General features: G+C 38.9%; 17 protein-coding genes and 7 tRNA genes. 11 read left to right on the forward strand and 13 right to left on the reverse strand.

Annotated features, from left to right (window positions below; translation table 11 throughout):
- Window positions 1–6: 6 nt before the first annotated feature.
- On the forward strand, window positions 7–759 hold the full coding sequence (locus tag PR709_RS00160) for an SDR family NAD(P)-dependent oxidoreductase (RefSeq protein WP_014656307.1): 753 nt from the start codon (window positions 7–9) through the stop codon (window positions 757–759).
- Between the two features lie 203 nt (window positions 760–962).
- Here the strand turns inward: PR709_RS00160 and PR709_RS00165 are convergent.
- The 3 genes from PR709_RS00165 to gltX all read right to left on the reverse strand — a co-directional run bounded on the left by PR709_RS00165 (window position 963) and on the right by gltX (window position 2,779).
- Window positions 963–1,038: transfer RNA gene (locus PR709_RS00165), tRNA-Ala, on the reverse strand.
- Window positions 1,039–1,077: 39 nt separating this feature from the next.
- Window positions 1,078–1,153, reverse strand: a tRNA-Ala gene (locus PR709_RS00170).
- Between the two features lie 204 nt (window positions 1,154–1,357).
- Entirely contained in the window at window positions 1,358–2,779 is a 1,422-nt protein-coding gene (gene gltX, locus PR709_RS00175; RefSeq protein WP_004921297.1) for a glutamate--tRNA ligase, read from the reverse strand.
- A gap of 444 nt (window positions 2,780–3,223) precedes the next feature.
- Between gltX and PR709_RS00180 the strand changes: the two genes are divergently transcribed.
- From PR709_RS00180 to PR709_RS00205, 6 genes are all read left to right on the forward strand, one after another.
- Window positions 3,224–3,299: transfer RNA gene (locus PR709_RS00180), tRNA-Val, on the forward strand.
- A 37-nt stretch (window positions 3,300–3,336) separates the two neighbouring features.
- Window positions 3,337–3,412 (forward strand) — tRNA-Val (locus PR709_RS00185).
- 34 nt (window positions 3,413–3,446) lie between these two features.
- Window positions 3,447–3,522, forward strand: a tRNA-Val gene (locus PR709_RS00190).
- 52 nt (window positions 3,523–3,574) lie between these two features.
- Window positions 3,575–3,650: transfer RNA gene (locus tag PR709_RS00195), tRNA-Lys, on the forward strand.
- Between the two features lie 29 nt (window positions 3,651–3,679).
- Window positions 3,680–3,755 (forward strand) — tRNA-Lys (locus PR709_RS00200).
- Window positions 3,756–5,626: 1,871 nt separating this feature from the next.
- Window positions 5,627–5,920 (forward strand): helix-turn-helix domain-containing protein, encoded by a 294-nt coding sequence (locus PR709_RS00205; protein WP_014656306.1) that lies wholly within the window; start codon window positions 5,627–5,629, stop codon window positions 5,918–5,920.
- A gap of 367 nt (window positions 5,921–6,287) precedes the next feature.
- Here the strand turns inward: PR709_RS00205 and PR709_RS00210 are convergent, their stop codons facing one another.
- The 5 genes from PR709_RS00210 to PR709_RS00230 all read right to left on the reverse strand — a co-directional run bounded on the left by PR709_RS00210 (window position 6,288) and on the right by PR709_RS00230 (window position 12,773).
- On the reverse strand, window positions 6,288–8,015 hold the full coding sequence (locus PR709_RS00210) for a potassium/proton antiporter (RefSeq protein ID WP_004921290.1): 1,728 nt from the start codon (window positions 8,013–8,015) through the stop codon (window positions 6,288–6,290).
- A gap of 486 nt (window positions 8,016–8,501) precedes the next feature.
- Complete coding sequence (locus PR709_RS00215) at window positions 8,502–9,170, reverse strand: methionine ABC transporter permease (RefSeq protein WP_004921285.1); 669 nt, start codon at window positions 9,168–9,170, stop codon at window positions 8,502–8,504.
- Complete coding sequence (locus PR709_RS00220; RefSeq protein ID WP_004921283.1) at window positions 9,167–10,180, reverse strand: methionine ABC transporter ATP-binding protein; 1,014 nt, start codon at window positions 10,178–10,180, stop codon at window positions 9,167–9,169. The genes PR709_RS00215 and PR709_RS00220 overlap by 4 nt, the downstream gene beginning before the upstream one ends.
- A gap of 3 nt (window positions 10,181–10,183) precedes the next feature.
- Window positions 10,184–11,644 carry an NAD(P)-binding domain-containing protein gene (locus PR709_RS00225; RefSeq protein ID WP_004921281.1) on the reverse strand — a complete coding sequence of 487 codons (1,461 nt, stop codon included), beginning with the start codon at window positions 11,642–11,644 and terminating at the stop codon, window positions 10,184–10,186.
- A 4-nt stretch (window positions 11,645–11,648) separates the two neighbouring features.
- Window positions 11,649–12,773 carry a CMD domain-containing protein gene (locus PR709_RS00230; protein ID WP_004921279.1) on the reverse strand — a complete coding sequence of 375 codons (1,125 nt, stop codon included), beginning with the start codon at window positions 12,771–12,773 and terminating at the stop codon, window positions 11,649–11,651.
- A 214-nt stretch (window positions 12,774–12,987) separates the two neighbouring features.
- Here PR709_RS00230 and PR709_RS00235 point away from each other — a divergent pair, with 214 nt between their 5' ends.
- The 4 genes from PR709_RS00235 (at window position 12,988) to PR709_RS00250 (ending at window position 16,547) form a co-directional block, all read left to right on the forward strand.
- Entirely contained in the window at window positions 12,988–13,833 is an 846-nt protein-coding gene (locus PR709_RS00235; protein WP_227698385.1) for a MetQ/NlpA family ABC transporter substrate-binding protein, read from the forward strand.
- 208 nt (window positions 13,834–14,041) lie between these two features.
- Window positions 14,042–14,779 (forward strand): cyclase family protein, encoded by a 738-nt coding sequence (locus PR709_RS00240; protein WP_272570679.1) that lies wholly within the window; start codon window positions 14,042–14,044, stop codon window positions 14,777–14,779.
- Window positions 14,780–14,963: 184 nt separating this feature from the next.
- Window positions 14,964–15,743 (forward strand): SDR family NAD(P)-dependent oxidoreductase, encoded by a 780-nt coding sequence (locus PR709_RS00245; protein WP_004921272.1) that lies wholly within the window; start codon window positions 14,964–14,966, stop codon window positions 15,741–15,743.
- A gap of 9 nt (window positions 15,744–15,752) precedes the next feature.
- Complete coding sequence (locus tag PR709_RS00250; protein WP_053110511.1) at window positions 15,753–16,547, forward strand: MoaF C-terminal domain-containing protein; 795 nt, start codon at window positions 15,753–15,755, stop codon at window positions 16,545–16,547.
- 41 nt (window positions 16,548–16,588) lie between these two features.
- Here the strand turns inward: PR709_RS00250 and PR709_RS00255 are convergent, their stop codons facing one another.
- The 5 genes from PR709_RS00255 to PR709_RS00275 all read right to left on the reverse strand — a co-directional run bounded on the left by PR709_RS00255 (window position 16,589) and on the right by PR709_RS00275 (window position 23,851).
- Window positions 16,589–17,839, reverse strand: a complete 1,251-nt coding sequence (locus PR709_RS00255) for an SLC13 family permease (protein WP_036940952.1) — start codon at window positions 17,837–17,839, stop codon at window positions 16,589–16,591.
- Between the two features lie 373 nt (window positions 17,840–18,212).
- Window positions 18,213–19,526, reverse strand: coding sequence for an NAD(P)/FAD-dependent oxidoreductase (locus PR709_RS00260; protein ID WP_272570680.1), 1,314 nt, complete (start codon window positions 19,524–19,526; stop codon window positions 18,213–18,215).
- A 346-nt stretch (window positions 19,527–19,872) separates the two neighbouring features.
- Entirely contained in the window at window positions 19,873–20,913 is a 1,041-nt protein-coding gene (locus PR709_RS00265; protein WP_040133303.1) for a M48 family metallopeptidase, read from the reverse strand.
- Window positions 20,910–22,142: a YjgN family protein gene (locus tag PR709_RS00270; RefSeq protein ID WP_004921259.1), complete on the reverse strand. Its 1,233-nt coding sequence runs from the start codon at window positions 22,140–22,142 to the stop codon at window positions 20,910–20,912. The genes PR709_RS00265 and PR709_RS00270 overlap by 4 nt, the downstream gene beginning before the upstream one ends.
- A 1,496-nt stretch (window positions 22,143–23,638) precedes the next feature.
- Window positions 23,639–23,851 (reverse strand): HEAT repeat domain-containing protein, encoded by a 213-nt coding sequence (locus PR709_RS00275; RefSeq protein WP_104873590.1) that lies wholly within the window; start codon window positions 23,849–23,851, stop codon window positions 23,639–23,641.
- Window positions 23,852–23,882 lie beyond the last annotated feature (31 nt).

Genomic DNA, 23,882 nt, shown 5'->3' on the forward strand with positions numbered 1-23,882 from the left:
GGGAGTATGCAAAATTTACAAGAGAAAGTCGCTTTAGTGACAGGCGCATCAACAGGAGTTGGTGAAGAAATTGCACTACATTTATACCAATGTGGTGCGACGGTGTTTATAACAGGACGCAACGAAATATCATTACAAACAGCAGCCAATAAGATAGACCAAAGTGGCGAACGTGTTATTCCTTTAGTGATGGATGTGACAAGTCACGAGCAATTTAAAGCAGCAATTACACAAATTGAGCAGCAGTGTGGGGCGTTACACTATTTGGTTAATAATGCAGGGATCACAGGACCTCATGGCGTTACTATTGAGGATTATCCACTAGCGGATTGGGATGCCGTTATCGCAACTGATGTGAGTGGAACTTTTTATGGATTAAAATACGGATTACCTGCAATCGTCAGGGCAGGAGGCGGAGCCGTCGTGAACTTATCTGCATGTAATGGCGTGACTGGTATTGCGGGTATTTCACCTTATACAGCGGCAAAACATGCTGTTTTAGGTCTAACTCGTGCAACGGCACTAGAGTATGCTCAAAAAGGGGTGAGGATTAATGCTATCGGTCCTGGTTATGTCGCAACGCCAAATATAATGAATTTACCAACAGAAACTCAAGAATGGATGGCATCGACTCACCCAATGGGGCGCATGGCAACGCGTGAAGAGATCGCAAAAACAGTCGCATTTTTACTTTCTGATGATAGCAGTTTTATTACAGGGGCATTTATACCCGTCGATGGGGGATATACGGCACAATAGGGATGCGGTGGTGATAGATATTCATGGCTAGCCGCAACCACTTCTTCTTACAAGAAGTGCATCAAAAACAGCCATAGTATGAGGAAGTGTTATATCTCAATAGCGGCTATTTTTCTGAAGTAAAACCGGATGACATCTCGAACCAATCTATTATATTGGGATAAAAAAGAGATAGGCTGACTAACTATTGACAGGATATAAGGTGGTGGAGCTAAGCGGGATCGAACCGCTGACCTCTTGCATGCCATGCAAGCGCTCTCCCAGCTGAGCTATAGCCCCAACAAAATGATTTTGATACCACCTAACAGGGACATTAGATGGTGGAGCTAAGCGGGATCGAACCGCTGACCTCTTGCATGCCATGCAAGCGCTCTCCCAGCTGAGCTATAGCCCCAAACAAAATCTTTTGGACGGAGGGCATAATATTCAAGCAATGTCAGGGTGTCAATCAAATAATGTGGTTTTAAGTTTAATTGCTGAATTATAGAGCATTTCGTCAATGAATAAGGGGGTGTATAGAGATTAGAGGAGTACTTATAAGGTTGATAAGGTGTGAACCCCTATGATGCTAACCATCACAGGGGCTTAATTAAATCAATTACTGGGCTGAGGCTTCACGTTCGGCGATAAACGACAACGCTTTATCAATGCGTGCAATAGCACGTGTTTGACCAATCGCATGAACGGTAACATCTAACGCAGGGGATTGACCCGCACCAGTTACAGCGACACGTAATGGCATGCCGACCTTACCCATACCAACGTCTAATTCAGCGGCCGTTTGCTCGATAGCTTGATGAACGTTTTCTGCTGTCCAATCGGTAATTGCTGACAGTTTTTGTTTCACCGTTTCTAATGGTTGACGTGCAACAGGGCGCAAGTGTTTTTTCGCGGCATCTGCATCGAACTCATCAAACTCTTCATAGAAGTAGCGGCAGGATTCAGCGATCTCTTTCAATGTTTTGCAGCGTTCACCGAGCAATTTAACTAACTCAGCTAATTGCGGGCCATTTTCAGTGTTGATGTTTTGTTGCTCAATATGCCATGCAAGGTGAACGGCAACTTCTTCTGGTGGCAATTGATTAATATAATGGTGGTTTAACCAAAGCAACTTATCGGTATTGAATGCGCTCGCTGATTTGCTAATTGCATCTAAGCTAAAGTATTCAATCATTTCTTCACGAGAAAAAATCTCTTGGTCGCCATGTGACCAGCCCAAACGAACTAAATAGTTGAGTAGTGCTTCTGGTAAATACCCTTCGTCGCGATATTGCATAACGCTTACAGCACCGTGACGCTTGGAGAGTTTTTTACCGTCATCGCCTAAAATCATTGAAACGTGTGCATATTCAGGAACAGGTGCTCCTAGCGCTTTTAAGATATTAATTTGGCGTGGGGTATTGTTGATATGATCTTCACCGCGGATAACGTGAGTAATTTCCATATCCCAGTCATCAATAACCACACAGAAGTTATAAGTTGGTGAGCCATCGGTACGGCGAATAATGAGGTCATCTAACTCTTGATTACTAAACTCAATCGGGCCACGGATTTTATCATCAAAAATAACTGAGCCTTCTTGTGGATTACGGAAACGAACAACATGCGGCTCGTCAGGCGTATGGTTATGGGCATGATCACGGCAGCAGCCATCATAGCGAGGCTTTTCACCTGATGCCATCTGTTGATCACGCAGCGCTTCTAAGCGCTCTTTTGAGCAGTAGCAACGATAAGCGGTACCTGCTTCAAGCATTTGGTCAATAACATCGTTATAACGGTCAAAGCGTTTCGTTTGATAATAAGGGCCTTCATCCCAATTCAAATTTAACCAGTTCATACCATCCATAATGGCATCGATAGCTTCCTGAGTTGAGCGTTCTAAGTCCGTATCTTCGATACGCAGAACAAATTCGCCTTGATTATGGCGGCTGAATAACCAGGAATAAAGCGCAGTACGCGCTCCACCAACATGTAAATACCCTGTTGGACTAGGTGCAAAACGGGTTTTAATTTTACTCATCGAGATTGCCTTAATTGCGATACGTGGTTTCTAACATGCCAACGTTCTCTAAATAATAGGGAGGCGTTAAATATAAACAGCCTATCATTGATATGTGAGCGAAAGATTTCTTCTCGCTATCGGTCACCAGAGAAACACGTCAGCATGTCTAAAATGTTGTTCTATTCTATCACTCTAAAGTGATACCTCAATCAAGTTATCGATGTTGATGCAAATAAAATCCGTAAAAAAAGAAAAAGGATAGGCAATTTCTCAGCATAAAAATATTTTTGTTCTAATATTGTATTGGTTGGGTGATACAAAAGCTTAATTATTGGTTAAATAAGGTTCTTTTCTGGTGAATATTGGAACATCTTGCTTATTTTTACAACGAACAGAAAAAATCTATTCAAAAACCGTTGACTCAGAACGAGGGATCCCTATAATGCACCTCCATCGACGGCAGGGCGATTAGCTCAGTTGGTAGAGCATCTCCCTTACAAGGAGGAGGTCACTGGTTCGAGCCCGGTATCGCCCACCACTGTCGACGATAAAACAAGTAAGTGAAGTAAATAAATGGGCGATTAGCTCAGTTGGTAGAGCATCTCCCTTACAAGGAGGAGGTCACTGGTTCGAGCCCGGTATCGCCCACCATTTATTTACAAATATGTGAAACTTGTCATGAAGTGGGCGATTAGCTCAGTTGGTAGAGCATCTCCCTTACAAGGAGGAGGTCACTGGTTCGAGCCCGGTATCGCCCACCACTTCATTAGTTACTCGCATTTTCATAAATACTGGTTATAAAAATTAATAGATGGGTCGTTAGCTCAGTCGGTAGAGCAGTTGACTTTTAATCAATTGGTCGCAGGTTCGAATCCTGCACGACCCACCATCTTAATATTAAAATCAGTCATACCAGATGGGTCGTTAGCTCAGTCGGTAGAGCAGTTGACTTTTAATCAATTGGTCGCAGGTTCGAATCCTGCACGACCCACCATCTAATCAATCCCCTAAATCAACAATAACCACCTTATTTTCATGATGTTTATTTAAGTATCAATGAAAAACCGCATTAAAATTCTAATCAAACCCACTGTAACCGCTTTGCGATCATCGAACCCTGCTTATCGATAGCGTTTTTGTCATGTCTGCGAAGCTAACAAACAGAGATTTAGCCAAGACACTGAGCTTATTGATTTGCTAGCTTGTAAAATTGATAAATAACCACTCACATAGATAATAACACTTCAACCTCTCATTTTTATTCAATTTTGCTCTAGTGCGCAGCGTGCTGGATAAAATAACAGAAATTCATTTCTCGGATAGCTCCATTAAATTTCCCACTGTAGAGTGAGCTAAATGCGCATATCTCAGCATTTTAGTCTTAATTGACCGTTAGCTGGGCATAATAATAAAAAAACTTGTAAACGCGTTGAGTGCAAATTGAACGCAGTAATTAAACTCGCTGAAAGCAACGTCTAAACCTAAATTTAGATATTAAATATTACCCAATGTGCTAATTGATGAAAATAATCTCTTATTAACTCGAGCGCATTATCTTTGCTTTATTATCACTTACCGTTATTTTATTTAATGAAAATATTAATGATAATTAGTTTTAATATTTACAATATCGAAAAATATTCATTAAGTTGCTATTAGTCACTAATCAGGTAATTAATAAACCACCTAAAATATGTATTAATAAAAATGTTTGGTTCAAAAATGATCATCAATAAAAACTTATCAATAAATGATTGTCATTAAAAGATGACTTTGCATGGTGTTTATTTGTCGCTATATCTACGCTGTATATGAGTTATAAGGAAGGTAGGATCAAAAAAGGAAATAAATTTCGAATGATTATTGCTAGAAATAGTCTTCTTATTGGGCTAAGAATAATGGTTAGATAAAATCTACATTGTTACTCTTATAATGCTGTAGATGTTCTTTTTGTTGAGGATTAGATTTCATTTGTCTATATCAGATGCTAAAAACAAAAAAATTGTAGGAGTATCAGTCGAGCTTAACATGATAAAAATCTGCCGATAAAAATTTTGTAGACATAAACTCCCCATGTTTAATATATGTAAAAAATCTATAAGAAAAATATCACTTTTAGAGTGTTGTAGCGAGATAAAAACCTGTTTATTTGTGGGAATTTAATTTTTTGTTTTTTGTGATATGCTTCATGTATAGCAAAGCAAAAAGATACTTAACGTTAATGTTTTGTTATGTTAGCTATGATAGCTGTAGTCTGTTTTTTTGTGCTGCTTTAAAAATTAAGTATTTTCTGCCGATTGTAACAAAAGGACTATTGTTATAAGTTATTGATATTTAAGTTATCAAAATGATAATATGGGAAAAATTTCCATTTTTTACTTTGTTTTACAGTATTGCTGTAATTATCCTATTATGCGTATTCATAAAATGAATATTGATTTGAAAAATCATTAATAGTGTTACAGTATTAAATTATTCTGTTTATTTCTTTTATTTTTAGATTTTTTATCGGTTAAATGAGGTTAATTTAGATTATAATTCTACCGCTACCTGTTAGACTATGTCTGCATAGAACAACAACTATTAATTGTTAAACAGATTAACTTATTGAAATTAAAGAATAATACTTAGGTGGTGGGCTTTTTGTGATTCTGATAATATTTAGTTACACATTTGCAATGTCATTTTTGGATTAGTTGAAACTAATTATATGGCTAGTATATCATCCCTCTCAAGATATATGCTGAATCGTCGTTAATACACCCAAATGGCTATATCATAAATAAAGATAACAATAGAAAAACACAGAGAATCACCTGCTGATTTTTTATTTCATTAATAATATAAGTTGAAGCGAGAATGTTTATGAATACAAAATATCCTGTCGCTTGTGCAGTTGGACAAAAAATTAAATCGTTAAGAAAATCTCAAGGCTATACCGTTTTTCAGTTAGCTAAAGAGATTGATATCAGTGAGCAACAACTATTTCGTTATGAACGTGGGGTAAATCGTATAGATATTGATTGTCTAGTTAGAGTACTAAAAGTATTAGATGTAAATATGGGCGAATTCTTCAGTGAAATCCTGCAAGATGATACTCATGCTAATGAGGACAAAGAATCTAAAGGGTTTGATGACTCTATTTATTCACTCATTTAATCATCAGTTATTATGTTCCAAAGTGGAACTTAATTAAGCAATTAAAACTTAATTGTTTCAATTAAGAACATTAATATGCTAATAACAATTGAGAATTCTCTCTATTGAGTATACTGATAATTTATTGTAGCTATCTTTATTTATACTTTGCGAAATAAAAGCCCGTTTACGGGCTTTTATTTTTTGTAGCTAAGAATCTAGAAAATTATATGAGTAAAAATAACAACTCATCAAATAGTCTAAAGAAGATAAAGCTATCAACAATACACCCAGATAAAATCGCACATCCAGACAATAAAAGAGGCTGGCAGATATAAACATCAGTTAATTTCATTGTAAATCGAATTAACTGATGTTTGCCGTTGAACTAATTATCTTCTTGTGGAAGGGGCTCTAATACTGCCGTCACAATTCGAGAGCCGATCATCTCACTAATTCTTATCTGTAATGTCGCTAAGCTAATGACGGTGTCTTGTACTGGCTCATTTGCTGAAATGCTATAAATAAATTGATCCAGTGTCTGGTTATTCTCATTATCGATTAAAATGCCATAAGACTCATAAATCTCATCTAACCTTGTTGTGCCCTTTAGACTGAGCCCAGAAGTGGGTAATTCTATCGGGGTTAAATCAGGAGAGACTTGTTCAGAGAACAGCCGTTCGAGGAATAAACGATTTTCTGGTTTCAAGACGACAAACAAATGGTCATCGGCAATTAGTCTTGTTGAACCACGAGGGGGGAGCACGCTTTTACCACGAGTGATCATTGCGATGACAGTTTGGTCAGGTAGTGCCAATTGAGATAGACGGCGGCCGACAGCAGAACAGTCCTCACCCAACGTATACTCTACTAGGTCAGCATCAATTTGATCGACAGCGGTAATGTCCAAAGTTGCAGCGGGCAGTAATGGTGGTGGCTGCATTAAATTAAGTTTGCGTGCGACATAAGGTAGGGTAGAGCCTTGTAACGTCGCTGAGATTAATACCACGAAGAAAACCACATCAAAAATTAAGTTAGCGCCTGGTAGACCATAAATAAAAGGGAAGATCGCTAAGATAATAGGAACAGAGCCACGCAGACCAACCCAAGAAACCAGAGTAATTTCTTCACGACTGAATTTAAAGAATTTTAATACAGGCACGACAGCGATGGGGCGAGCGATAAAGGTGAGTACCAGTGCGATCACCAACCCTTCAAACCAGACCTCTAATAAAGAGCTTGGGTTAACTAGCAAGCCTAACATAACGAACATGATGATTTGGCTGAGCCAAGCCAGCCCATCATGGAATAAAAAGGTATTACGTTGGAAAACAAAGCGAGCATTACCAATCACAACGCCTGTAACGAAGATAGATAAAAAGCCACTACCTTGTAAGTTACTGGCTAGACCGAATGATAATAGACCACACGCCGCCACTAATACTGGGTATAACCCTGTTGCCAGTAACTTAATTTTATTAATGATCTTGATTGAAATCCAACCAACACTTAGGCCGACAAGTGTACCGATCCCCATTTGGCTAACGAACAGTAATAATAATTCGCTACCAGAAGCGCTTTGATTCATGAGGAGTTGCAGTAAGCCCACGGTTAAGAAAATTGCCATTGGGTCGTTGGTAGCACTTTCAATTTCTAACGTTGATTGTAAACGTTCATTAAGATAGATACCCGCGTTACGCAATAGGGAGAATACCGCCGCCGCATCTGTTGAGCCGACAATGGCGCCAAGCAACAGCCCTTCAAGTAAGGGGATGCCAAGAATATAAGCCGCGGCGAGTCCGGTGATGCCCGCGGTAATTAACACCCCAAAGGTGGCCAAGGTAAATGCAGGCTTCCAAACAAGTCGAATCGATTTAACTGATGTTTGTAGGCCACCGTCGAACAAAATCAAGGCTAATGCGAGTGAACCTACAGCATAGGAAACATTCACGTTGTTAAACGCGATTTGGCCTATGCCATCTTCACCCGCTAACATTCCTATAAACAGGAACATAACAAGCATAGGCAAGCCTAGCCGAGCAGAAAGTTTGCTAGAAAAAATACCCAGTAAAATCAGTATGGATGTCAGTAATATCAGTTGTTCTATTGTTGGCATAATCAGATTTAGGTTAGAGGTTAATAAAACGCTGATGATGCAGTAGTGTTGCGTATAAAGTAATCAGCAATAAGAAGAAAAAACTCAGATTAACATGGCATTGATAATGTTTTTGTTTAAAACGACTTAAAAACATTTCCATTGACATATCATTATGATTATACAACAGATAACAACAAATAAATTGACGATTAACTGCATTTTTTTAAATTGTTATGACATGCTTATGCTATTTTTATAAGCTTTTGAACGCATTGTTTGGTGGAATCAGCGGTTTCATTTATATTTTTTTGTGGGATTTAACTTTAAAGTTAGTAAAGGTTGGCGTTTTGTGTAATTTTCACTCTAATCAATAAGCTATAAATTAGAAAAATAATTATTTAGAGGAAAACAGGCGAAAAAGATGCGGAGATTATCAATAAAATGATGCATTGGACGGAAAAGAGTAGATTGACCGATATAATCTGATATATCGGTCATCTAGAATTAGTGGAATCTTGCTTTCTTAGCAAGATAATCACCAATCATTTGTATTCCTTGAACAATAATGACTAATGTAACGACGGTGATTGCCATAGCAACGTTGTCGAAACGTTGGTAACCGTAGTTGAGTGCTAGGTCACCGACACCGCCACCACCGACCGCTCCAGCCATGGCTGTCGCTCCCACTAAAGTGATACTGGCTGCGGTTAAGCTTAAGATTAGCGATGATTTAGCCTCAGGTAAGATAAAGTGCCAAACAATTTGCCAATTGGTCGCCCCCATTGAATCTGCGGCTTCAATGATCCCCGAATGCACACTTAATAATGAGTTTTCAATTAAACGAGCCGTATAAGGTGCAATATAGATAACTAAGGGCACAATGGCAGCTGTAGTGCCGATAGAGGTGCCAACCATAAAACGTGTTAGAGGGATCATTGCAACGAGTAGAATAATAAAAGGCAATGAACGGACCGTATTGATTATTGGGTTAATAATGCGATAAACCCATTTATTTTCCCAAATCCCATCAGGGCGCGTCACAACGAGTGCAATCCCCAGTAAAATCCCCAATAGGGAACCGATAACCAGTGCAATTGAAACCATAGTGAAGGTTTCAGACATCGCGAGTAAAAATTGTTTACTCGTTAATGCGGTATCAAGCCATTGTGTCATAGTACCCCCTTATTGACAGCAACACCGCGCTGACGTAAAAATGCGATCCCTTGGTCGATATCTTCATCATGGCCGACGATCTGGACAAACATACTGCCTAACACGACACCACTTATCTCTTTCATATTGGCAAACAAAATATTGATTTTAACTTTATCCTGTAAGATCAGTTCATTCACAACGGGTTGCTGTGCGGAAGCACCTAAAAACTCTAAGCGGTAAACATTGCTTTGATGCTCTAAATTGTGCAAGACACGTTCAGGGATTTCTTCGTTAAGTACGGTACGGACAAACTTTTTTGTCGTCGGATGTTGTGGCTCTGAGAATATCTCTAAAACAGTGCCTTCTTCGACAACTCGACCCGCCTCCATTACCGCGACACGATTACATATCTGCTCAATCACCTCCATTTCATGAGTTACCAACAAAATGGTGATATTTTGTTCACGATTAATTTTTTTTAATAATGACAAAATAGATTGTGTCGTTTGTGGGTCAAGTGCAGAAGTGGCTTCATCACACAATAAAATTTTCGGGTTATTGATTAATGCTCGAGCAATACCAACACGCTGTTTTTGTCCGCCTGATAGTTGCCCAGGATATTGGTGTTTTTTATCACTCAGCTCTACATAGGCTAAAATATCATCCACGCGTCGCTGAATTTCTTTTTTGTCGACCCCTGATAGCAATAACGGCATGGCGATATTCTGTGCAACGGTCTTCGTTTCTAACAAATTGAAGTGCTGGAAGATCATGCCGATGCTTTTTTTATGGGCTCGAATTTCAGTTGCACTATGGTGAGCAATATTTTTCCCATTAATGATCACTTCACCTGACGAGGGTTTTTCAAGTTGGTTGACGAGACGGATCAAGGAGCTTTTTCCTGCACCGCTATAGCCAATAAACCCAAAAATATCACCTTCATGAATCTGCAAATTCACATCCTGTAAGGCAGTGAGTGAATGGCCTTCTTTTTCATAGACCTTCTGAATATTTTTAAATGTAATCATCAATCACTCCACATTACTCGTTTGTGGTGTTCGCTGGCTATAGGGGAGAGCAGGTTGCCATTCATCACCTAGTAGCTCCGCTTCAGTGCTATTTTTTACCTGCTCTAAATGTTGCTCATGATGAGCGAGGTACAACTGAGCAGCGATATGTTCAGCCAGTTTCTGCGCGCCCGTATTGGTATTAGGGATCAAACCAATAAGTGGCCCCATACTTAAGGATGCAGCTAAGTTAAAGCAGTAAATATTACTGAGCTTAGGTAACTCACAATCGGTTTTAGGGAGAAATTCAAAGTGATGGCCTAAATAGGGATAGGAGGCAAACTCACTATTTTGTTCAGCTTTAGAAGGGGTATACACATCACCCCATTTACGAATAAAAGGCGCGATGTGATTAAATGCACTGTGGCGCTGCCAATTAATGCGATATCCGGTCGCTAAGATCAGGTAATCGACCACATATTCCCCTGTGGTTGTGGCGATATGCAGTTTCTTACCATTGACGTCTATCTTTTTGACCTGTGTATTAAAGTTAAAATAAGCATTTTCATGCCGAGAGACTCTCAGCGTGCTGCCATGCGGGGCCGGCGTTTTTGCTTTAGCAACATAATCACTGTAATGCCATTTTTGTGCATCGGTAAGCTGGTGATAAGCTTGAGTAAAGCCAGGGTTGCCTGCGACTTTTCCGCGATTCACCCTTGGCATATCTTTCGCTCGGATCAATAATTCAACAGAGCGCGCACCCTGTTCAAGTGCTGTTGCCGAGCTATCCATAGCACCGGCACTGTATCCTACGACCGCAATATCTAACCCTTTAAACCGGCTGTAATCACTACCGGCGTAAGAGTGCTCCCAGTAAGCAGAAGGGATCTCCGCCATAAAGCTTGGAATATTAGGTTCGCTAAAGGATTCCATACCTGTCGCAAGGATCACATGTTGTGCTTGATATTGCTGTTTACCGTTAGGTGTTGCAAATGTGAGTAGGCAACCTTGTGGGTTGACTTGAATATCAGTTAATTGATATTGATTGAAAACCACTGGCGACGTCATGGTTTTAAACCATTGTAGATATTCCCCCCATTGTAAACGAGGAATTTTATCGAGTGCTTCCCACTCATCGTCACCAAACTGAGCTTTAAACCAAGCTTGAAAAGTTAAAGAGGGTGACGCGAGTGCTGGGCCAACCACCTGTTTTGGTGAACGCAATGTTTCCATCAAGGCCGGCGTTTGCCATGGGCCTTCTTGACCTTCTGGGGCTTGATCAAAAACTATCGCATCAATCCCTTGTAATTTAAGGGCAAAGGCTGCCGTAACCCCTGACATGCCCGCACCGATAATTGCAACATCTAATTGATGGTCATCAGACTGGTTTGGCGATAATGACCAGCGGTTTAATGGCAGATTAAGGTTTTGTAGGTCTTGAGTGATTTGCTCTTCCAAAGCATTTAACCCTTTTAGCTGTGTCACGAGATCACTCCTTGTCCTGTTTAAGTTCAAATGGTTCACCGAGTGAGAGCATCAGTCGATTAGCCCAAGAGAAAAAGGCGGTTGATTGGATCAAATCAAGTAGCTCTAGCTCACTTAGCCCTAGTTGACGTAGTGTCTCAACCTGTTGATGCGTGGCTCGTATTGGTGTCGTTGATAGCGCTGTCGTGAAATCCGTAATCGCCGTTAAACGGTCATCAAAACCCTCAGCTAAAATCGCGCCTACTGGCGTTGCGATAAGCTTCTCAACATCCGCTTTACGCTCTTTGGCATATTGGCTGGCTTTACGAGCATGTACCGAAGCACAATAGATGCAGCCGTTCACCTTGCTAACCGCCGCAGCAGCAAATTCACGTTCCCAACGAGGTAAGCCGCCGAGGGTATAAAAGACGCCACGATCGATAAGCGTACGTAGTGTTAGAATGTGACTTTGATGGGCGAGCAGCAAAAAATATTCAGAATTAAGTTGGCCGAATTTTTTCATCACCTGAGCTTCATCTGCTTCTAGCGTCTGTGGATCTCTCGCTTGTAGCCATGATTCCCATCCAAGTTGATCTTGAGTGAAGGCGGTCGGAGCGGGTTGGCCTTGATGAGTGTGTGAGTTGCTATTCCATTGTCCAGCAGTAACTGGCTCAGCAGATTTGGTGATAGTACTGTTACCTTGCAATAATCTTAACCCTTCAATTAAACGGGCTTGATAGGTGACAAAAGTTATTAATTGCGCAAGTAGGATAATATCCGCTTCGTGCCACCCTTGTTCAATTAGGGCATGAATGAGGGAGTAATGAGTTTGTTTTGGCTGGCTAACCAATATGCGTAAATAGTGTTCAGCGGCTTGAAGCGCTGGCGTATTCAAGTGAGGTGAGCGCTGCCCTAATAATTGATTGTAAAAATCGGCTAGCACATGGCTGCCTGTCTGTTCAGCGATAATTCGCGCAAATAAAAACTTAATTTCTCCGGTTAATTGGGGTGACGGTGCGGAAAAAATCGCTTCAAAAGCAGCTTGCGTATTTTCTGTCGCGTTTGAACGTTCTTTCCTTGCGTCTGCTAAGGTAGACTCTGGTGTTATATTGATTAGCGCATCAATTAAATCATAATTTAAAATCGGCATTTCATAACTCACTTTTTTTTAACGTTTTTTATCTCCTTCATTACATATCAAGCGAATCGTTATTCGAACGAACAAATTATTATATTCATATACCTAAAAGGCATATAAAATAGGTTATATATTCTTTTTGTATTAAGTTATAACGAGATGATCTAAATAAGATGTAAAAAATATGATTATACTGGCCACATTATTTACACAGGGTCGTAACATCATGTTGAAACAAAAAATAAAATACTTATCGCTTATTGCTACCGCTGTTATTGCATTAGCTGCATGTAATGATAATAGTGAAAAGGATAATCCGAATAAAAAAGAGATCACTATAGGTTTTGGGGTTGGTAATTATATCGACCAAGTTGAGAAAGGGATTGTACCCATCTTGGAAAAGAAGGGTTATAAAGTCAATTTACGCCAATTTTCGCAAAATAGACAAATAAATCCCGCCTTTGAAGAAGGTTCTATCGATGCCTCGGTAAACCAGAGTCGTGCATATATGGAAGCTTATAATAAGAAAAATAATATTAATATGGTGGCATTAACCGATTCTCCGAGTGCACCACAAAGCTTACGTTCGAATAAACATAAATCATTAGACGAAGTGAAAGACGGTATGATCGTTGCTTTATCCAATGATCCCGTAAATGCAGAGCGCGGCGCACGTATTTTAGAAGAGTTAGGTTGGATAAAAATCAAACCGAATATCAGCACATTAACCTTTAGTGTTAATGATATCGAACCTGCTAAATATCGTTTAGATATACGTGAAACCGATGCAGCTCAGGGATTACGTTTATTAGATGATGTTGATTTTGTTGTTGTTAACGGCAACTATGTTGCCAGCGCTGGTCAGCGTATTGCCGATGGGCTGGTTGTAGAAAATTCACCATTAGAGCATCGGGTGATTGTGACTGTTATGCAAGACAATGTGAATTCCCAATGGGCAAAAGATTTAAAAGAGGCTTTTGAATCTAAAGAATACGCTGATTACATTCGTTCTCAGTCTATTTATGATGGTTTTATTGAACCTCAAGCATGGGCTAATTATCCAAAACCCTAGTCTATTTATTATTTTTTATTATGTTACATTTGACCACCTAATATTTATATTAGGTGGTTTTTTATTTGAGTGATACGATTTTCTCTTCTATTTTTAATATGAAAATTCCTCTCTTTACTGATCTAGACAAATTGTGCTTTTTTCGTTAATTAGTTATTGAACAAGCTAAAAATTAAAAATTGAATTAACGCATCATCAGGGGAATATTATGGAAAATGACTTAATCACAGCACTTAAATTATTAAAGTCAAAAACATGGGTTGATTTAACGCATCCTTTTGATAAAGATTCACCGCATTTTTTTATGTTTGAATCGGCAAGCATAAAGACATTATTTGATTATCCAGATGGTTTTTTTGCGCAACAATTTACTTTTCCAGGCCAATATGGCACACACATTGACGCCCCCTGCCATTTCGTTGAAGGGAAACGCTATCTGCATGAATTAGAACTAAAAGAGTTAGTTTTACCCCTAATTGTGATTGACCAATCAAAAAGAGCGAAGCAAGACCCTATGTTTGCATTTTCACGTCAAGATGTACTCAATTTTGAACAAGAGTACGGAAAAATAGAGCCTGATACTTTTGTTGCACTACGGACTGACTGGAGTCATCGCTGGCCATCTCAGGAGGCGATGGATAACAAAGATGCAGAGGGAAATAATCAGATACCGGGTTGGGGAATTGATGCATTGAAATTCTTATTTGAGGAAAGGAGGATCAAAGCAATAGGCCATGAAACCTTTGACACCGATGCGGCTAAGGATTTTCGTCGCCATAATGCATTATTAGGTGAATACTATGTTCTAGAGCAGGACACCTATCAAATTGAATTGATGACCAATCTGGACAAATTACCGACGAGAGGGGCGGTTATTTTTAATATTGTTGCCAAACCTAATAATGCGAGCGGTTTTCCCGTGCGTTCTTTTGCTATCTTACCTTAATGCTTCCCTTATCTTTATCAACCTGTTGTGAGGCAGGTTGATACCTTTTAGCGATAAATTTATTCGCGACCTCCGTATTTTGCTGAATATCGTTCCTTAGATCGATGGTCAACGAAGGTTATTTATTTCTATATTAATAAATAAATTAACGTTGTTTTAACAATTCCAGCGATAGGGGGGTTGAATGAACTCAAGATCCGTCATCATTACAGGAGGTGGCACAGGGATTGGTGCGGCGTGTGCGCAACTATTCACACAGCAAGGGGATCAAGTTTTTATTGTTGGACGGCGTGCAGAGCCGCTAAATGCAGTTGCACTTGAAACAGGTGCCATTGCTATCGTTGCTGATGTCTCAACTGAAACTTCATGGAACGAAATTATTTTGCCACAAATTAAGCAACATACGAGCACTATTGATGTGCTGGTGTGCAATGCAGGCGGAATGGGGTTGGGGCGTGTTGAAGATATGAATGACCAACAGTGGCATCAAGCGATGAAAGCTAATCTTGATAGTGCTTTTGCGAGTGTTCGTGGTTGTATACCCCTATTAACGCAAAGTCACGGTAATGTCTTATTTGTCGGCTCACTGGCATCGTTGGCCGCAGGTCCGGAAGCGTGTGGGTATGTGACAGCCAAACACGCCTTAATAGGATTGATGCGCTCCGTTGCACGTGATTATGGTCATCAAGGTGTCAGAGCGAATGCGGTTTGTCCCGGCTGGGTTAGAACACCAATGGCAGATGAAGAGATGCAGCCTTTAATGGAGCAGCATCAATTTACATTAGATGACGCTTATCGATATGTATGCCGTGATGTACCGTTACAGCGCCCTGCAACGGCAAAAGAGGTCGCATTGGCATGCCGATTCTTATGCTCTACTGACGCATCAATGATTACAGGTGCTGCACTGGTTATTGATGGTGGTGCAAGCGTCGTTGATTTACCTACACTCGCTTTTACTTAAGGAGCTATTATGATTGAAGAAGTGGCTTTTATCCAAGTTGGCGCATTGTCAGATGGTTTTGCTCCAGATAGCTATATTTTAGAAACCAATAACCAATTAACAGGTAAAACATTTCAATTGAGATTCGCTGAAAAAGACCGGCAAGAAGATATTTCTTTTCCAGCAGATCAACAAATTGAATGGCAAGGTGTGACAATTGATTGCCGTGTTACCTCAATTCGTTCAGGGGTTTATTTCGTCAATTTTATCTCCCCAGATGATTGGCAAGCCAGTGTTACCTTAATTATCAATGAAAAAGACGGTAACTGTGTATTAGTGCAAGGTAAACTCCCTGACGAAGCAGATATTCGCATTTCTGCCTTTAGTAAAGTAGAGCAAAATCGCCCTTTGACAGATGTCGAAGTGGAGATTTATTTTGGCACTTTAGGAGAGGCTCAACGCTCCTTACCAGCCTACACATCTGAATTAATTGGTATGCGCAATATGTATACCTATAATCCAAAAGAGCGCTATGAACATGTTTATCTTAACGAACAGTTTTATGCGTGGCATTGTTTAGATGGGGTCGAAAAGGGGTTAGCTGATGTTGACCGCTGCCACTATATTAAGGTGTCAGAGCAGTTATATTTATTTATTTGGCGTGAGAAAATTATTCCAACACTCGGCATTATCCTGATTGATTTAGATATGATGAGGACGGATGGTGGGATCATGGGGTATCAGGATCAGGCCTTTAGTGCGGTTAGCCTATTTCCCGTTGGGGCGCATGCCACTATTTTAAATAAAACCAGCTATCCGAAATAATTATTTATATGCCACTCGCTATTACGCGAGTGGCATTCTGCTTAAAGCACCAAGACTATCCATGCTGCTGCTAGTAGCATACATAATAAAGCGACGATCCCACCTGATTTGGCAAATTCCGAAAACGAAATTTTCACGCCATAAGCGGCAGCTTGTTCGACCACAATGATACCGGCAAGGCTACCAAAGACGAATAAATTACTTGAAAAACCCGAGCCAAGTACTAAGGCGGCACCTAATGAGTCGGTATTACCGCTGGATGATAAGAAAGGCACCAGTAACATTACTGCGGGGTTATTACCAACAATGGTACTTAACACACCAGTGATCAAGAAAAGTACGATAGGGTTATTTAGCTCAACACCGTTATTCCGTAAATCATTTAACATTTGCTGAGGCAATCCCGTTGATGCAAATGCAGCATTGACGACAAATAATCCCATAATCAGTAATAACAGATTACCATCAACTAATTTCAGCATATCACTTGATGCAATTGAGCGATTTAGCAATAAAAACCCAGCCGCAGTTAATGCAATAAGCTCTCTTGGAATATCACTGATGACGAAAGCGATAATAACAATTAACGTAATAATGCCCGCTTTACTGGTTTCCCATACATCAAGTTTTGTTGCAGGATCAGTAGATGGAGTAGGGGGGGCCGCGGCTCCATCCACGGATGTTTTCGCCAGATACCAACGGTTCCGATAAAGAAAAACTAAAACAGCCCAAGTCAGTGGTAATGAGAGTAAGGCTGGTACAGCCGAAGCCTGGAGTAACCCAACAAATGAAATATCTAGCCCTTGGGCTGCGATCATATTTTGTGGGCTACCGATCAAGGAGCCAGAAGCGCCATTATTTGCAGCAAAGCAAAACCCTAACAAAAAAGGGACAGGGTTTAATCCCCGTGACAATGTAATAGAAACTAATAATGGGGTCATTGCCACCACAACAACATCATTGGTCAATAAAGCAGAAAGTAAACCACCTACAGCAATGAGTACAGCGAGTAACACAGGGGCACTGACTTTGAGCATGGCAACGCGGTTTGCCGTCCAGCTATAAAATCCAGATACGACAAAAGAGGCGGAAACCACCATCAACCCAAATAACATGCCAATAGTACGATAATCGATCGCATTCCATGCTTGAGGAGGGGTAATACTACCAACAGCCATCATGGCTAAGGCACCAATAACAGCAGCACCGGTTCTATCCACTTTAAAACCGGGGAGCTTACCAAACCCCATCGCAATATAAACAAGTAAAAAGATAATGATTGTGAGGCTCATAAACCATTCACTCATATTAGTAAAATTACGGGTAATTTAGCGGTGAAGGATCAATGAAGCAAGTTAGAATAACCTTTAAATAATAATAAGTTGTGAAAAGTCATTTAATGATAATCCTAATCAGTCTGGGTTAAATAAAAAATATTCGATGGATGGCGATCATAACCGTTGAATAGCATTCACAGCAGGTTTATTGGGCAAAGGTTCAATCACATAACGTAGGCTATGGTGTTAGCATGAATAGGCAGCAAATTGCAGTAAAATTTCTTACTGATGGGAAACCAATGGTCCAATAAATGACGCGATAAAAGGGTTCCATTGGTTAGTGCGGAATGTAGATCAAACTAGAATGGGAGAGTTCACTCGATTGCCATTATACTTCCGTTCTCCCAATATATCTTTCTTTCAGTAATGAGGCGTGGATTGCAATATCCAATATCGGTGATGGTGGCAAATAGTTCGCTTGCCCAAGTTGCTGCATGGCATCAATTAAAGGGTTATCAACTCCTAAAGCATAATCTGCCAATAATGTTCCTGCTATGGTTTGTTTTGAGATCCCTGCGCCATTACAACCGCCCGCGCTATACACGCCTTTCATGAGTCTGCCCCAAATAGGAGCACCATTTCTGGTAACGCTGATTGTACCGGACCAAGTATTTGTTATCGGAACGTCAGCTAATTGCGGGTAGATTTTATTGAATAGCTGTTGATGCTGTTGTGTCACTCGATAAGTTTGTTCTGCACTGATCCGCCCACATATCGCAGGGGTAACATGCTGGCGGATCAATATACGCTGATCTTTGGTATAGCGTAACGTTGCGCCAGCAATAGCATTCACAGGTGTTAAGCCCCAGCTCTTCATCGCAGGTAAGCGTTGTTGTTGTTCGAGAGAAAGTGGGGCTGTGATACTGGCAAATGTCGCCATTGCTGCTTGGTTATGATTAATTGGTGTTAATTCTCTAGAGAGTGCATTCGTTGCTAACATAATGTTTGCTGTACGAATATTGCCATAAGGAGTCAGTACCTGTATGGTGGCGCCAGGCTGTATTGCCATAACGGGAGTGTAATTATACACTTTCACATTCTCAGGTAATGAGCGTGCTAAGCCTACCACCAATTTTGCTGGATTAACGAGAATTGAATTTGGTGTGTATATCCCTTTATGATAAAAATGCGTACCTAATTTGTGATAGAGCATCTCCTTATCGAGTAATTGATAAGGTTCACTCATTGTATTGAGATTATCGACATACTCTTGTAAAACACGTTCATTCTTTTTATCAACTTGGCAATGATATTTGCCGGCACTTTCCCAGTCACACTCAATCGCAAACTGTTCAGTTAATGTCGCGAGCTGATGAATGCCTTCTTCAAGCAACGTGCGATAAAATTGGGCTTTCTTTAGTTCGGCCGTTGAACTGCCAATATTATGAGGTAACCCAATAATAAATCCTGAATTTCGAGCAGATGAACTTTCGGCTGCCGTTGCGCAATCAAGGAGAATAATTTTAAGGTTCGGATTGTTGTGTGCAAGTCTTCTTGCAAAAGATAAACCCGCGTAGCCGGAACCTATAACTACCCAATCTGCGTCGGTATTTTGATTTAAGGTCGGATATCGGGGAGTGCGTGAAGTTTCATTTAACCAACCATTTTCGTTTTGATTAAATGGCACGGATGCGTATTTCATCTAATTTTGCCTAATAATATCTTGTGCTAGCGACGATATATGATGGGTATTGACATCATAACCCAAAGGTTAAATAACACTTAAAGATCATGACTATAACGTAAATTTGATTTTTTGATAGTGAAGAAAACTCAATTTCACATAAAACAGAGCGATGCTCGTGTGGTAACAGAGTGATAAAACGCGGCATATTGTTTTCATAAACGCTATCTATATCGAACGTATAAATATTCCATTAATAATCAGTTATATGTTGATTTTTTTACCAATAAGGCAAATAGAGAATCTCCATATTATTGGGGATTCTCTATTCAGTGATTGATAAAAAGGGATGTTAGCGAGGTGATTAGTGTTTTTTATCCTGACTATAGGGTTTAGATGCATCTATCGCATTTAAGCGCTCTTTCCATAGAGGATGGGTACTTAATAGCTTACTCTTCATTTCAGGTGATATGTTAGCCAGCTTGATAAATATTGATTCCATCATCTCTAAAGGGCGTTCTTGTTTTAACATATACTCAATAGCAAATTGGTCAGCTTCTAATTCCATATCCCGAGAGTAGCTCAATGTCATTAATTGATTACCTGAATTTAACAATATGTCTTCAATCCCTGATGATTTGCGCAGTATCCACATGCTGACAAATTTTAACGATGATGAACTCACTAAAGAATTCATTATATGATGATGATAATGATGGCCCATTTCATGTAATAAAACGGAAACAAGTTCATTTTCATCTTCAATTAAGTTAACTAACTCATCAGTAATGATGATTGTACCGTCAGTTAATGTTAATGCGTTGGCTTGTTTCGGGTAGTCTCTAAAAATAAGCCGTGGTTTTAAATCATAATTATTAAATTCTTGAGGTGTAATTCTTTCAAATAGCGCCTTAAGTTCTTGCTGCTTTTTTAATGGCAATTTACTTGGTTCAAGTACACTTTCATCTAAGAGTACGAGTGTTTCTTGGCCAAGGTGCATTTGAATTCGAACAGGAGCCTCTTTAGCAATAATCGATGCCATTGATGGTAGAAAGAATTGGAAAAAGAGATATACCATAGGAATAATACAGGCTAGTAAATACAGGCTAGCCATTTTATAACGTTCTAAAAAGTGAATAACACCAAAATGGAGTTTGCCTTTTTTTAGAACGAGTTTGTTACGTAAATGTTGCTCTTTATCACAGGTAAAACATCCACCATCAGAAAAATAGATAGAGTCTGGTAGTGTTCCTAGTGGTTTTGATAAATGAATATCTTGGTATAGATATGTTTTAACTTCATCGTTAACGTGAAGAGTAATTTGATGCTTATCATTATCTAACTCAATAAAGGCACTGTGTTTCAGTGCCTTTTTATTATAAGTATATTCACCCACTATGTTCACAACGATAATCCAAAGTCGAAGGAATCAAGCGTTTCATCATGAAAAGAATTGGAGTGAGTCTCATCATGAGCGAGTTCATTCTCTAGAGACATATCGCCTGTAATTTTAGTGTTCATGGCGAAATATCGTGCATGGCGAATTTGAGCAATAGGTGTAGCTAACCCTAGCGTAAATATAATAATAAGACTATTAGAGAACAGTAAAATTAGGTAAGAAAAATAGGTGATGGATGAGCTAAATTTTAGCTCGTTACTGAATTCTAATTTATTGAAAAACTCACGTCTCATCATGATATGAATGTAACTATAAGAGAAGAAAAACCCTACGTATAAGTATAAATATATGAATAAAAACAAAAAAACAGGTGGTTCTAACTCACTGAAGTTGCTTTCGTGTATGATAACGGTTTTTATCATAGAGATGATGCTAAACCCGCTTAAGATGATGAAAGGAACCAGTATTAAAAAAGCGATACTATAAATTTTAGCCACTGCCCGATAATTCATTTTTAGCTTAAATGCAGATTTGCCAAAGTAAAAGTTATTTGCGAAATACTCATACAATTGTTTGGTTCTTATTGCAAAAATGGCATATAAAGAAATCGCTATTAATAACAAAGTCGCGTATGTGCCGATAAAGTATCTACTCAGATTTATATGTTCATTGGTATTCGCTGAACTAAAGATAGCGATTAAACCTATGACTTGTCCTACCAAGAATGAAAAAGCAATTGCACCTAATAAAAGTAATAATGGAAGGATAAAAAAGTACCAATACCCTTTTTTATAACTGCCGAGAAAATTAAATCTTACATTTCTATAGCTTGTCATAATGGCATGGAAACGACATGAGCGAATAATAAAGTAAGGTAGCATCAAGAAAAACAGGGACAGAATAACATATGCTATTGGTTGGAAAAGATAGTTAACGGCTAAATATAATGCAAAAAAGAAAAATATAATAAGCCTAGATACTAGAATCCTTACAGGTGAAGCATGATACTCAAGACGTGAGCCATTAACCTCAGTATTACCTAAGAAGTAGCGTCGGGTTCTGACGGTGGCCCAAGCTGAATATATACCTAGAGTGAGTATCGTCAATAAAACATTCACTATCCATATAAAGAAATACTCAGTATTGTCACCATGAAATTTAACATGATGAACTTGACTACGTATATCTTCCTTTTCAATATCGATATCCAAAAGGTTTTTTGTTGCGTTTTCCATAAGGTTACTCTATTTATGTTTTATTTACAGTGTGCTGGGGATATAAAAAGTAACTTACATTTTAAAACGCTATACGTAGACAATTAGGCTGAAACTAATGAGATATAACGCATAGTGATGTGTATTTAGATGAAAATGACAGTGGTTAGTGAATTTTCAAGTATAAAATACAGCAAGCTAAATATGATACAACGGTTTATTCGTTAAAAATGTAAATTCCCAGCTTTACCAATCACAAATTTTGTGACTTAATCTAAATTATTATTAAGTAAAACTCAATATAAATAAATCATCATATGAGAATTTTTATCTTCATAAAGGGACAACTTATGGTTGTTTATTAGCTTTAATAGAGTAAAAGAGTTAATTCAAGAATTATCCTATTTTGAGTGAATGTACTGTATGATTCATCACTTTATATGGGACATGTCTGGATTTGATGATTTTTATCATGAAATGGAAAGCTTTCTTTTTTTAGATTATTGGGACTGCCGATACTATAGTGGTTCATTTATAGCGAGTGACAATAGCATTTTTGATTTATCGACTCTGTTGGTTCAACATTGATAACAGTAAAAATCTCTTTATCTAAGGAAATAAAAATGATAGGTCGCACAGTTAATAGGGAGTGCAACAACTACCAGAGACAAAAAATATATTCCATCGGGATAGAGGATTTGTATTGATGTTACTTAGCTAATGAATAGTAAAAAATACGGATACGTTATTTAGATTAGAAGATATGTAATTTCAGATATTAATGATGGTTACTTTCACTCTCCACACAAAATGGAGAATGAGTTAGAAGTAAGAAATATCCGAACGTTGTAAGGTAATTTATATCCCTTTAGTTAAATGGACATAACGAATCCTTCTTAAGGGCTAGTTGTAGGTTCGATTCCTACAGGGGACGCCATGATAAGCGGAATAGGTGATAAAAGGTAATTTGAGTTTGTTGAAATGCGTATTAATAATAATTTTTACTAAGCAGTAATCCCTTTCGTGAGGCTGTTATTAAATGCTATACATAATACAAAAGCTCATAAAATGTTTTAGATGCGTTATCAGAAAAAACAGTAATAAATTTAGACGTTGCAAAGCATTGCGTTAGGCAGGTGAATGCATTCATGGAGGATGCTATTTATCCTGTAATTAGATTTATTTTCTATCGACCCAAACGTCGTGGATTAGTCGGGATAGCTAAACCAGCTCCTTAATGAGTAGGCTTCGCCAATGTAATGATAGCGCGTTATGGCATTCATTCTCCTCGCTCATATCTTAGCGATGGCGTAAACTTATTTTAACTTAAATGCGGTTGTATTGTGTTTTTTCACATATCGGAGATGGTCATGTCGGCTTCGTTATTGACAAAACAGAATCATGGAGATACCGCACGACCTAATGTAGCAGTTGAACAAGATTAGTGATGATAGCTGAGAACGAACAGCAGGCGATGTATTTGCTAAATTACATTAGAACGGAGTGTTTACAATAAGTTAAAAGAATTCTGCAAGCTTACTTAAGGCTTTTATGGCTGAAATTGCCACATCCTTATTGGGGTCCTTGCACAACTCAATAAGCCTAGAAATAGCAGTTTGCTGTTCAATCGTTGCCTTGTAATCTCCGAGAGCGGTGATTGCGGCTATTTTAACATCGTCATTACCTCTATTTGTTAATTCAACGAGTGTATGAATTATATTATTTTCCATATAACTTACCTTCAAATCCATATTTGATTTC

Origin of the sequence: Providencia sp. PROV267 (genome assembly GCF_028477825.1) — a bacterium.
In the GTDB taxonomy this organism is placed as follows: Bacteria; Pseudomonadota; Gammaproteobacteria; order Enterobacterales; family Enterobacteriaceae; genus Providencia; species Providencia stuartii.